11 protein-coding genes are annotated in these 11,029 nt (G+C 61.9%); 5 read left to right on the forward strand and 6 right to left on the reverse strand.

Going from position 1 to position 11,029, the window contains the following annotated elements:
• Window positions 1-304 precede the first annotated feature (304 nt).
• Complete coding sequence (locus NW857_RS10705; protein ID WP_414334281.1) at window positions 305-1,024, reverse strand: DUF554 domain-containing protein; 720 nt, start codon at window positions 1,022-1,024, stop codon at window positions 305-307.
• A 161-nt stretch (window positions 1,025-1,185) separates the two neighbouring features.
• Between NW857_RS10705 and NW857_RS10710 the strand changes: the two genes are divergently transcribed.
• Both NW857_RS10710 and NW857_RS10715 read left to right on the forward strand, forming a co-directional pair.
• On the forward strand, window positions 1,186-1,710 hold the full coding sequence (locus NW857_RS10710) for a GNAT family N-acetyltransferase (RefSeq protein WP_414334279.1): 525 nt from the start codon (window positions 1,186-1,188) through the stop codon (window positions 1,708-1,710).
• Between the two features lie 3 nt (window positions 1,711-1,713).
• Window positions 1,714-2,418, forward strand: coding sequence for an esterase/lipase family protein (locus tag NW857_RS10715; protein WP_414334277.1), 705 nt, complete (start codon window positions 1,714-1,716; stop codon window positions 2,416-2,418).
• Here the strand turns inward: NW857_RS10715 and psb29 are convergent.
• On the reverse strand, window positions 2,415-3,134 hold the full coding sequence (gene psb29, locus NW857_RS10720) for a photosystem II biogenesis protein Psp29 (protein WP_414334276.1): 720 nt from the start codon (window positions 3,132-3,134) through the stop codon (window positions 2,415-2,417). The two genes, NW857_RS10715 and psb29, sit on opposite strands and share 4 nt — an antisense overlap.
• A 123-nt stretch (window positions 3,135-3,257) precedes the next feature.
• On the opposite strand from psb29, the gene proB reads away from it, so the two are divergent.
• Complete coding sequence (gene proB / locus NW857_RS10725) at window positions 3,258-4,373, forward strand: glutamate 5-kinase (RefSeq protein ID WP_414334274.1); 1,116 nt, start codon at window positions 3,258-3,260, stop codon at window positions 4,371-4,373.
• Between the two features lie 14 nt (window positions 4,374-4,387).
• On the opposite strand, the gene raf1 is transcribed toward proB, so the two are convergent.
• The 4 genes from raf1 to infC all read right to left on the reverse strand — a co-directional run bounded on the left by raf1 (window position 4,388) and on the right by infC (window position 8,775).
• Window positions 4,388-5,485 carry a RuBisCO accumulation factor 1 gene (gene raf1, locus NW857_RS10730; RefSeq protein WP_414334273.1) on the reverse strand — a complete coding sequence of 366 codons (1,098 nt, stop codon included), beginning with the start codon at window positions 5,483-5,485 and terminating at the stop codon, window positions 4,388-4,390.
• A 233-nt stretch (window positions 5,486-5,718) separates the two neighbouring features.
• Window positions 5,719-7,617, reverse strand: a complete 1,899-nt coding sequence (locus NW857_RS10735) for a serine/threonine-protein kinase (RefSeq protein ID WP_414368908.1) — start codon at window positions 7,615-7,617, stop codon at window positions 5,719-5,721.
• 121 nt (window positions 7,618-7,738) lie between these two features.
• Complete coding sequence (gene bcp / locus NW857_RS10740) at window positions 7,739-8,203, reverse strand: thioredoxin-dependent thiol peroxidase (protein ID WP_414368909.1); 465 nt, start codon at window positions 8,201-8,203, stop codon at window positions 7,739-7,741.
• Window positions 8,204-8,217: 14 nt separating this feature from the next.
• A complete protein-coding gene (gene infC / locus NW857_RS10745) occupies window positions 8,218-8,775 on the reverse strand; it encodes a translation initiation factor IF-3 (RefSeq protein ID WP_414334268.1) in 558 nt (185 codons plus the stop codon).
• A gap of 287 nt (window positions 8,776-9,062) precedes the next feature.
• On the opposite strand from infC, the gene NW857_RS10750 reads away from it, so the two are divergent.
• The gene (locus NW857_RS10750) at window positions 9,063-9,302 is read left to right on the forward strand and encodes a hypothetical protein (protein ID WP_414336724.1); all 240 of its coding nucleotides are present in this window, start codon (window positions 9,063-9,065) and stop codon (window positions 9,300-9,302) included.
• Window positions 9,303-9,330: 28 nt separating this feature from the next.
• Window positions 9,331-10,743: an aspartate ammonia-lyase gene (locus tag NW857_RS10755; RefSeq protein ID WP_414368911.1), complete on the forward strand. Its 1,413-nt coding sequence runs from the start codon at window positions 9,331-9,333 to the stop codon at window positions 10,741-10,743.
• The last annotated feature ends 286 nt before the right edge of the window (window positions 10,744-11,029 follow it).

Genomic DNA, 11,029 nt, shown 5'->3' on the forward strand with positions numbered 1-11,029 from the left:
GCAAAGCTATCTGTTGGGATTACAAGCTCTGGTGCAGCACCTGCGCCTGCAATCGGCGTAGGTGCCCGCAACTGTCCAGGAATGCTTGCACGGCTGTGCCGATCCAGCAGGTCACACTGCTCAGCTCGGCCAAATACGGATGAAGACACTTTGCCGCCAGCCCAAGCGCTCCGCGCCGCTGCCCTCACCCCCAGCCCCTCTCCCTGAGGTCACCCTCACCCCCAGCCCCTCTCCCTCAGGGAGAGGGGAGTTAGAGCGGCGCGTTCGCGACAGCGTTGCGTAGGAATAGCGCCGACCGGGAAAACTAGAAACGGAGATCCCAAACGGGGAAAAACCCCACCAGCAGCTCCACGATCAACAGAGCCGGTAGCAGGTTGGCCACCCGCAGGCGGGCCAGGCCGAGCAGGTTCAGGCCAATGCTCAAGATCAGGATCCCACCGGTGGCCTCTAGGGCCGCCATCAGGTCTGGGCGCAACAGCGGCTGCAACTGCCGCGCCAACAAGGCCACTCCCCCCTGCACCAAGAGCACCGGCAGCGCCGAAAATAGGGTGCCCCAGCCCAGGCTGGCGGCGAAGGCGAGGGTGGCGATCCCATCCAACGCCGCTTTCACCAACAACAGCGAGGGATCCCCTAAGCCATCCCGGATGGATCCCAGCAACGTCATGGGGCCGACCACAAACAGAATGCTGGTGGCAACAAAGGCGCGGGTAATGGGGCTGGGACCCAGCCGGCGGCTTACCTGCTTCTCCAGGGCCTGGCCAACCCGCTCGAAGGCGGCCTCGATGTCGATCCACTCCCCCAGCACCGCTCCTGACACCAGGGCCACCAAAACCGTTAGCGTTTGGGCGGCACTGCTGAGGGTCAGAGCCATTTGGATCCCCAAGACCAACACCAGGGCTCCCATCGCTTGCAAGAGGGTTTGGCTCATGCGTTCGGGCAGGCGGCTGCCCATGCCCCAGCCGAGGCCGCTGCCCACCAGGATGGCCAGGGCATTGACGAGGGTGCCAGTGCCGGGAGGAGCCATAGGTTTGCCCAGACTTTCCATTCTCAGTCTCCAACAAAGGCTCGTCCCAAACCTGCGCGGAAGCACCTAGGCAGATCGGCCATTTTCGCTGCCGATCCTGGCTATACTGGGGACACGCTCACCCAAACCCAGCGGTGGGCTTTCACTCCGCAGCGATTCACATGAGCTTTTGGAAGGGCCTGTTCGGGTCAACAGGGGCTGCTACAACCAAAGAGCCGGCGCAAACAGCCAAGGCCGACCGTCGCCAGGAAACAGTAGTGGTCCGAGGGGAGACTATCCTCTTCAGCTTGGATCCCAACTTGGATCTGTACGAGCTGGAGGAACTCTGCGATGCAGTGGGTTGGTCGCGTCGCCCCATGCACAAAGTGAAAAAAGCCCTGCAGCACAGCTTCTTGGTGGTGTCGATGTGGCTGCAGCGGGGCAGCTATCGTCGCCTCATCGGCTTTGCCCGCGCGACATCTGACCATGCCTTCAATGCCACCATCTGGGATGTGGTGGTGCATCCCGATTTCCAGGGCAGGGGTCTGGGCAGACGGCTGATGGAAAAGGTAATCCACGAGCTGCGCGCCCAAGACATCAGCAACATCACCCTTTTTGCCGATCAGGGGGTGGTCAGCTTTTACGAACGGCTGGGCTTTACCCCCGACCCCGAGGGGATCAAAGGCATGTTTTGGTATCCCCGCTAGCCCATGGCTCCCCTGGTGATCCTGCCCGGTTATCTGGCGGGCGCGGCGGAATACGAGCCTTTGCGCCAAGCGCTGGAGGCCCGCGGCTATGCGGCGCGGGTGGTGCCGTTGCAGGTGCGCAGTTGGTTTCCCACACTGGGGGGAAGGCCCGTCACGCCCATCTTACGGGCTCTGCAGGCCACCATTCGGCGCACCCAGGCCGAGTTTGGGGTTGAGCGGGTTAACCTGGTGGCCCACTCCGCCGGCGGCTGGATTGCCCGCATCTACCTGGGATCCGTGCCCTATGGGGGACAGGTGTGGCAGGGGCGGGAGCACGTCTCGACCTTGATCAGCCTCGGATCCCCTCACACCAGCCGCGAGCGCTGGACAAGGCGCAATTTGGACTTTGTCAACACCCACTATCCGGGGGCCTTTTGGCCGCAGATCAAATACGTGTGTGTGGCGGGCAAGGCCATCCAAGGGCAGAGGTTGAAGCTGGGATCCCTGTGGCGGCAAGAGCATTATCTGGCTTGGCTGGCCTACAACAGCTATTGGCTCACCGCCGGCCAAGGAGAGCTGTGGGGCGACGGCATTACCCCCATCCAGGCTGCCCACTTACAGGGGGCTGTCAACCTAACCCTGCCCAACTGTTACCATTCGGGTCGAGGTGGGCGGCGCTGGTACGGTTCCCCCGAGGTGGTGGAAGCCTGGGCTGGCTACTTGGCTTAGCTGCTGGGTTCTTTGGGATCGGCAACGGAAGTCTCGGGCAAAGAGGCGGTCGATTGGCGACGTTCCTGCTGGCGTCGGGCGGCTTTCACCATTTCTTCGACAATGGCCCGCGCCTGCTTCATGCGATCCAAGCTGCTGCGGTAGAGCTCCAGATCTTTTTTCACCCGCTCTGCCGAGAAGGGCAGCTTGCCCACCACATCCTCCAAAAAGCGACGGGTGCGCTCTTCCGGTTCTTTGAAAAGGGACTTGGCTACAACTTCATAGGCTGTGTAAAGGCCAACCGCCAAAACCCGGCTGTAGGCATAGGGAGGCTGGGTCATGCGCTCCAAAATGGCTTTCAACCCGCCCACATCTTCCGCCCCCGGTTTGAGACAAAGGAGATCCAGTCTTTGGCGTGGATCCCCGCTGCGCATCAACTCGAGCAGATCGCAGGCATTCTTGCGCAACACCTCCGGCTTGAGGTGGAGAGCCTTACAGAGGGCGTTGAAAATGGCCTCTCGCTGTTCAGGGGGGTGGTAAGCTTCCATCAGCCCGTCGTAGAGGGTGACCAGCCCCAAAGCAAAAAACGGGTCGTAGGTGAAGGCACTGTTGACGGTGGTCAGATGCAGCTCCACCAGCAACTCTTCCACCACCCGCCGATAGACGGCGTTGATCGGGCGAGGGTAGGCGCTGAAAAAGGTCGCTTTGGTGGCGGCGAGGGTGCGAACAGGATTCACAGGCAGACAGAAAGATGAGCTTGAGGATGGCTTTCTCGACTGTTTTTATTCTCGCCTGTGGTGACTCTGAGGGCAAGCGATGGCCCTCCGCTATGGTGAGATAGGGATGGGTTGAGGAGGGGGATGGCAACAACAGACGTGACGGTGGTGGTGAAGATCGGCACCTCCAGCCTGACGGACACGCAAACCGGCCTGTTGCGCCTTTCGGTGCTGGGGCCGCTGGTGGAGGTACTAACCCACTTGCGCAGGCAGGGGTACGCGGTGATCTTGGTCTCCTCCGGAGCGGTGGGGGTAGGTTGTGCTCGCCTGGGCTGGCGGCAACGACCGACGGCCATTGCCGAAAAGCAGGCGGTGGCTGCGGTGGGGCAGGGACGGCTGATCCGCCTTTACGATGACCTCTTCTCGGCTCTCAACCAGCCGATTGCCCAAGTTTTGCTCACCCGCGGCGATCTGGTGGAGCGCAGCCGCTACGTGAACGCCAATCGCACGTTTGCCCAACTGCTGCAGATGGGGGTTATCCCCATCGTCAACGAAAACGACACCGTGGCAGTGGAGGAGCTGAAATTCGGCGACAACGACTCGCTTTCGGCGTTGGTGGCCAGCATGGTGCAGGCCAAGTGGCTCATCTTGCTCACCGATGTGGACAAGCTCTATTCGGCTGACCCCAACCGGGATCCGTCTGCTGAGCCCATCGAGCGGGTGTTGCCCGGGATCCCTCTCCAGGTGAAGGCCGAAGCCCAGGGAAAAAGCGGCTGGGGCACCGGCGGCATGGCCACCAAGCTAACCGCTGCTCAAATTGCTACAGCCGCAGGCGTCACGGTGGTGATCACCAACGGCAAACGGCCTGAGCAGATCCCGGCCATTCTGGCCGGCGAGGCCATCGGCACCCGCTTTGATCCGGCTCCCCAGCCCGCCAGCGCCCGCAAGCGATGGATTGCCTATGGCCTCATCCCCGAGGGATCTTTGACTTTGGATGAGGGGGCGGTACGGGCGGTGTGCCAGCAAGGACGTTCGCTGCTGCCGGCAGGGATCACGGCCGTTTCTGGGGAATTTGAGGCGGGGGCCGCCGTGCGCCTGTGCGATCCCAGCGGTCAGGAGGTGGCACGGGGTCTGGTGAACTACAGCGCCGCAGAACTGCGGCAGATCAAGGGCAAAAAAACTGCCGAGATCCCTCACATTCTGGGCTACGAGGGGGTCGATACCGCTGTGCATCGGGATAACTTGGCTCTGCTCAACTAGGCCACTGCGATGGCCTATTCTTCCAACTGCCAGGGATCCTGAGCCAGCTCCTCATCGAAAACCCGCGGTGGGCGCACGGCCAGCAGCACCTGGCCCAACAGGGGAGAGGAGGGTGAATCCTCAATCCACTCCACTGCCACCAGTCCAGCCCGATCCAGCAGGAAAAATCCCGCCGTTCCTTCCCAAACCCGAACAGCGCGATCCACCACCAGCAAGACCGGATCCCGTTCTTCCTCAGGGGCCACCGGCAAGCCCAACAGGGATCCCAGCAGCCCGTTTTCTACTGGTAGGACGACCGGATCCCCGGCCTTTTGCATCACCGGCCAAGCGGGCAAGGCCATCCAAGTCTGCTCCGCCGGGCTGGTGACCCAGCCAAAAGGCCCTTGGGGCTCGCCGGCAGGGATCTGTTCCCAGATGTCGGTCGCCAGGGGCAGGGATCCGGCCACCGGCAGCAGGCGCGGCAGATCTTCTTCCAGGCGAAACACAGACAGCTTGGGCAAAACGCTGCGTTGGGGTCGGGAGCTGGCAGCAACCGTGGATAGGAGCTGCTCCACCTGCTGGCGGGCTGTATCGCTATGGACATACCGAAACGCTCGACCGATAGCCCGAGTGCGCTCCTGCAGATCGCGGGTTTGCTGGGCCGTTCTCCAGGCTTGATAGGCCACCGCATCGCCGGGGTGATCCGTAAACCCGTCCGGAAGCCGTTGCAGTTGGGCGTAATTTTTCACGGCACGGGCGATCTCATGAGCTTCATCGACATTCAAATGGCGGTTGAGGACGAATTCCGCCACCCGAACCCGATCCTGTGGCGAGAGGATGCGCAGCTCGTAGAGGATATCGCTGCCTCGGTGGGCAAAATGCTCCAGAACCGCCGGGCTGGCGCCGGCTTTGGCCATCCCCTCGTAAACCTGGGCGGCGACGATGATCTGATTTTGCTGGGCGGGCTCAAGCCCAGTCGCCTCAAAGATGGCCTGGGGAGTCATTTTCTGTTGCTGCAAGCTTTGGCAGGCCTTGGCCCAATCCAGCCAACGGCCCTCTTTGCGTCGCAGCCGCTCCACCAACAAGCTGGGATCCTCCCCCAGGGCAGAGGGTTCTGGCAGATGTTGACCCATGGCAAGACGTCCTCCACAACAACATCAACACGATCAGCGCAATACAAAACTCACTACCGTCGGGAGTTGGGCAGGCCGAGGCCAAAATACGATCTAAAAGACGACCTCAAGAATTTTTTTAAGAATTTTCCTTGTGCCGGGTTGGCTGTCCTGTCTTTAGCTTAATCGGCGGGAAGCCCGGCACTGTATTGGTGAATTGTGTTTACTCAACGAAGATGAGTGTCGGGAGTCGTTCACTCCAAGGGGATCACCTCGGCAGCATGGCCATCCACAGGCAACTGGTTGAGATCCAATTGCCAAAGCTGGAAGCGCTGTGACTGCCCGGCTGTCAGCACCTGCAGCCAGACCAGCCCCTTTTGCCCCACCTGCAACACTTCAGATCCGACGGGCACGGCCACCTGGGCCAAGGGATCCCCCCCTTCGCCGTACAGCCAGAGGGACGAGAACTCTTCTCCCTCCCGACACAGCAGCAGCAGACCCCAAGGGGCTTGGACCATCTGGACAGGCCACCCTCTCAAAAACCAGCGGCGCACCCGCAGCGGATTCACCTGTACCGAGTCGAGGTAGGGGCAGCAACCCTGCTGGGCCGCAAAGAGCAGCCGTTCCCCCAGGCTGACCGCCATCCCTTGGGGATCCAGGGGTAGGCGATAGCGCAGCGGCTGGGATCCCGGCTGCAAAGGCAAGCCGGTGGGATAAGGCACAAGGCTCATCTGCACCCACTGCCGCCCCGCACCGGTCAGCAAAACCAGATAATCCGAGAGGGCCAGCAAGCGGGGCAGGGATCCCGTCCCAGCCGGCTGCGGGCCAGGCCAACGAAAGTAGCGATGGGAATCGGGGAAAGGCTGGGGCCCGGTCGGCTGCCACTGCACAGCCCCCAGCTCTTGGGCGGTGGCCCAGACCAACTCCTGCCGCTTTGCCAGCCAGGTGGCCTGCCAATCCTCCGCAAAACTCAGCAGGGTACGGATGCGCGCGGGACTCAGGTGCAAAAGGCTGCTTTTGGAAAAAGCCAAAGCCTCCGGGAAGCTCGGCAAAGGCAGCACTTGCCGCAACGGTTCGGCCAAGGAGAAACAGGCCAGAGGCGGCGCTCCTGAGGCAAGGGTCTGCAGCTCCAGCCACTCCAGCTTCTGGGAGGTCACTCGCAACAGCAGCGGGGAACGGCAGCCACTGGGATCCTCGCAGATGTAGAACTTTTGCTCAGGCGGGGACTCCATCCCGCCACCGCCCACAAAACCCGGATCCGGCAGATCCCAGACCTGCAGGCCGGGGGGGGATCGCCTGGACAGGTGCGGGCCAACCCAACAACTGGCTGGCTCCTGCCACTCCTGAGCAAACACCGCCAGAGCTGAGCGCATCTGCGCCGCCGTGCGAAACCGCCGCAAGGGCAATTTGCGCAACGTGATCTCCAGCAGTTCCTGCAGCGGGGCCGGGATCCCTTCTGGGCAGACAAACGGCTGGTTGAGGTGGGCGTGCATCAACTGGCTGGGGGAGCCGGAAAAGGGCCGCTGACCCGTCAACAGCTCCAGGAGGATGATCCCCACCGCGTAGAGGTCAGAAGCGGGGCCAAACTGGCCGTAGAACCGCTCTGGCGCCATGTAGGCCGGCGAGCCGGTGGCGGCGATCTCGCCGGGGGCAGGTTGGGGGTGGCGGGCGATGCCAAAGTCCGTCAGCTTCAGTTGCCAGCCCTGGGGTGTGGGCTTGAGCAAAATGTTCTCCGGCTTCACATCGCAGTGGATCACCCCCTGGCGATGGGCATGATCCAGCCCGGCCAAGATCTGATCCACAAAGCCCAAAACCTGCTTGACCGGCAGCCACAGCCCCCGCTCCACCTGGTCGATCAGCTCCCGCAGGGTGCCCCCCTCGCAGTACTCCAACACCAAATACCGCCCCTCGCGGGCATGTTCGAGGGCGTAGCAGCGGGTGATATTGGGATGGTTCAACGTCAGCAGGTAGCGCAGCTCCCGCAGCAGGTTGGGGGTGGGGAAACGCTCCGCCGGCAGCTCCTTGAGGGCCACCAGCTCCCCCCCTTGGCGGGGCCGGGCGCAAAACACGCGCCCATACTGACCTTGGCCAGCCAGACCCAAAATTTGGTAGCTCTCGTGAATGGACTTGGTGGTACGGGTGCGTCGGGACACGGCCCCAGGGGAATCCATACCGGCACTTTGTATCGTTATATCCCCTGCCCGCTCTCTTCTTGTCCTAATCTCGGCACCTTTGCCGACAGGGCTGCTCCCCCTGCACCCACCAATGGAGAGACTAGGAGCCGGTCAACTGCTGGAGCAGCTCCGCCGCGTGGGTCTCCACTTTGACCTTGGTGATGATAGCCTCGATCTTCCCCTCCGGATCGATGACAAAGGTGGTGCGGTGGATGCCGTTATAGACTTTGCCCATGAACTTTTTCGGGCCATAGACGCCGTAGGCGGTGGCCACCTTGGCCCCCTCGTCCACCAACAGCCGAAAAGGGAGCTGCAGTTTTTGGGCAAATTTTTGGTGGGAACGGGCATCGTCGGCGCTCACCCCCAAGATGTGGATCCCCTGGGCCTGATACTCGGCGTAGGCATCCCGAAAGCCACAGGCTTCTTGGGTGCAGCCGGGGGTGTTGTCCCGCGGGTAAAAATAGAGCACCACCCGCCGGCCCCGCAACTGGCTCAAGCTGATCAAGTTGCCCTCGGCATCGGGCAAGGTGAACTCCGGCGCGGGATCCCCAACAGCAAGAGGCATGGCGGGATCCCTCCTCAGGTGGATTTTTTCGGGGAGAGGATCATCGTGATGTTGCGCCCTTCCTTTTGGGGAGGCTGCTGCATTTCCGCTACGCCTTCTAGGTCTTTGAACAAGCGCTGCAGCAGTTCTTCCCCCAACTCGGCGTGCTGGGCCTCGCGACCGCGAAACATCACCGTGGCTTTCACCTTGTCTCCATCCCCCAAGAACTGTTGGGCGCTGCGCAGGCGCACGTGGTAGTCGTGCTCGCCGATGTTGTAGCGAAACTTCACTTCCTTGATCTCGGCAGTGTGTTGTTTTTTGCGGGCCTCCCGCTCTTTTTTCTCCTTCTCAAACTTGAACTTGCCGTAGTCCATGATGCGGCAGACGGGGGGATCCGCTTTGTCGCTCACCAAGACCAGGTCTAGGTCTTTTTCTTCGGCCAGGCGCAGGGCTTCGCGCGGGCTCATGATCCCCAACTGGGTGCCGTCGGTATCGATGAGGCGGATTTTGGGGAAGCGGATGCGCTCGTTGATGGCCGGCAGCTCTGCACGCTGCTTGCGGGGAAAGCGGTCAAGTGGACGCTCTACGGACAAGTTTTCCTCTCTGAACGGAACGCAGGACAAAGACAAATGCCAAAAGAAGCAGACGCCTTTTGGGCGGCGCCGACCCACAGACTTGAACTCTCCAAGCGGCTGTCGGCCCGCCGGCCAAGGCATGCTGCACCTATACTAGCTGGCATTTTCTATCTCCTTCTAGAGCTGTCAAGAGTTGTCAAGGCTCGCTCACCTGGGATCCGGTCAGGTTCCGCGGTAGGATAACCAAAGCAGCGATCCGGACGGGATCGAGGGTTGTTTGTCGGCCAGCAGGGAGGGCAAAAGCGGTGCAACTGGGTTTAACGGAACGGGAACTAAAAGACCTGGCCCAGAAGTCGGTTCAGCTCATCTTGAGCCCGCGGGAGGGGGATAGCGAGGCGCTGATCCAGTACAAGTCTTCGGCGGAATTTCGGGCCGGAGTCCATCTGGCCTGCGCGGCCATGGTACTGGTTTTGGCGGAAAACAACGAGCGCATCGGCCAACAGTTGGCCGCCCTCCAGGAAAAGGGATCCCTGCCTGCCGGCTGAAGCGGCGGCCCCCAAACATCATCCGGCCATGGTTCCAGAGACTACTCCGCCGCAAGTGCGCAGCGAACGAGACTCGATGGGGGAGCGACAACTGCCCCAATCGGTTTACTACGGCATCCAAACCGCCCGCGCCCTGGAGAACTTTCCCATCAGCGGCCTCAGGCCTCTGCCAGAGTACGTGGAAGCCTGTGTGCTGATCAAAAAGGCGGCGGCTGAAGTCAACGGCGAGCTGGGCTGCATTCCGGCAGAGGTGGCCAAGGCGATTGTCCAAGCAGCAGACGAGATCCTCCAGGGATCTCTGCGGGATCAATTTGTGGTGGATGTGTACCAGGCGGGGGCGGGCACCTCTCACCACATGAATGTGAACGAGGTGCTGGCCAACCGGGCTTTGGAGATCCTGGGGGAGCCCAAGGGACGCTACGAGCGGGTCAGCCCCAACGACCACGTCAACTACGGCCAGTCCACCAACGACGTGATCCCCACCGCCATCCGCCTGGCCGCCCTGTCGCGGGTGCGGCGGGATCTGTTGGTCACACTGGACAACCTGGTGGCGGCACTGGAGCAGAAGGCCCAAGAGTTTCGCGGCATCCTCAAAGCCGGTCGCACCCATTTACAGGATGCTGTCCCTGTAAGGCTGGGGGACAGCTTTGGGGCCTATGCGGCCATCTTTGCCCAGCACCGCCGCTGGATCGAGGAGGCCAGCCAGGCTCTGTGCAGCTTAGGGTTGGGGGGCAGCGCGGTCGGCACCGGCCTCAACACCCCCCCCCAGTACCGACAACAGGTGGTGCAGCGGCTGGCGGATTACACCCAGTTGCCCCTCACCCCGGCTCCCCATCCCATGGCAGCGATGCAGAGCATGGCCCCCTTTGTGCACCTGTCGGGATCCCTGCGCAACCTGGCCCAGGACGGCATCAAACTGGCCAATGACCTGCGGCTGATGGATTCCGGCCCCAAGACCGGCCTCAAGGAGATTCAACTGCCGCCGGTGCAGCCCGGCTCCTCCATCATGCCCGGCAAGTACAACCCGGTGCTGGCCGAGATGCTGAACATGGTCTGCTTCCAGGTGATCGGGCTGGACACCGCCATCACCCTCTGTGCTCAGGCGGGGCAATTTGAGCTGAACGTGATGATGCCCCTCATCGCCTACGACCTTCTGCACAGCCTGCAGATCTTGAACAACAGCCTGCGGGTCTTCGCCGAGCGCTGCATTCAAGGCATCATCCCCTACCCGGAGCGGTGCCGCAGCTATGCGGAAGGAACTCTCGCTCTGGTGACCGCCCTCAACCCCTACATTGGCTATTTGCAGGCGGCAGAGATAGCCAAGCTCTCCCTGGAAACCGGCAAACCCATCCGCCAAATCCTGTTGGAGCGCAACTTGATGAGCCCGGAACAGGTGGCCAAAGTGTTGGACCTAGAGGCGATGAGCCAAATGCAGTCCTAGCCCATTCACTGCAGAGAGGGAATACTGCTCCCAGAACCGTTACCCCCCGCCCAGCATCATTTGCCCAACACCTCAGGTTTTGTAGTCAATGAAACGTTTCTCTACGTCGTTATTGCTACGCAACGCCGCCGCGAACGCACTGGCGAGGCGGAGCGCTACCCCTAACTCCCCTCTCCCTCCGGGAGAAGGGCCGGGGGTGAGGGCTGACCCCCTCCGGGAGAGGGGCCGGGGGTGAGGGCGCTAGCAGCGCGGAGCACTTAGAAGGTAAAAAAGTAAACACCAATGA

This window comes from Synechococcus sp. H55.9, assembly GCF_047462355.1.
In the GTDB taxonomy this organism is placed as follows: Bacteria; Cyanobacteriota; Cyanobacteriia; order Thermostichales; family Thermostichaceae; genus Thermostichus.

Bases quoted from the DNA above. Each gene is read 5' to 3' on its own strand.
- NW857_RS10705 (WP_414334281.1), bottom strand. From the start codon at position 1,024: ATGGCTCCTCCCGGCACTGGCACCCTCGTCAATGCCCTGGCCATCCTG.
- NW857_RS10710 (WP_414334279.1), top strand. From the start codon at position 1,186: ATGAGCTTTTGGAAGGGCCTGTTCGGGTCAACAGGGGCTGCTACAACC.
- NW857_RS10715 (WP_414334277.1), top strand. From the start codon at position 1,714: ATGGCTCCCCTGGTGATCCTGCCCGGTTATCTGGCGGGCGCGGCGGAA.
- proB (WP_414334274.1), top strand. From the start codon at position 3,258: ATGGCAACAACAGACGTGACGGTGGTGGTGAAGATCGGCACCTCCAGC.
- raf1 (WP_414334273.1), bottom strand. From the start codon at position 5,485: ATGGGTCAACATCTGCCAGAACCCTCTGCCCTGGGGGAGGATCCCAGC.
- bcp (WP_414368909.1), bottom strand. From the start codon at position 8,203: ATGCCTCTTGCTGTTGGGGATCCCGCGCCGGAGTTCACCTTGCCCGAT.
- NW857_RS10755 (WP_414368911.1), top strand. From the start codon at position 9,331: ATGGTTCCAGAGACTACTCCGCCGCAAGTGCGCAGCGAACGAGACTCG.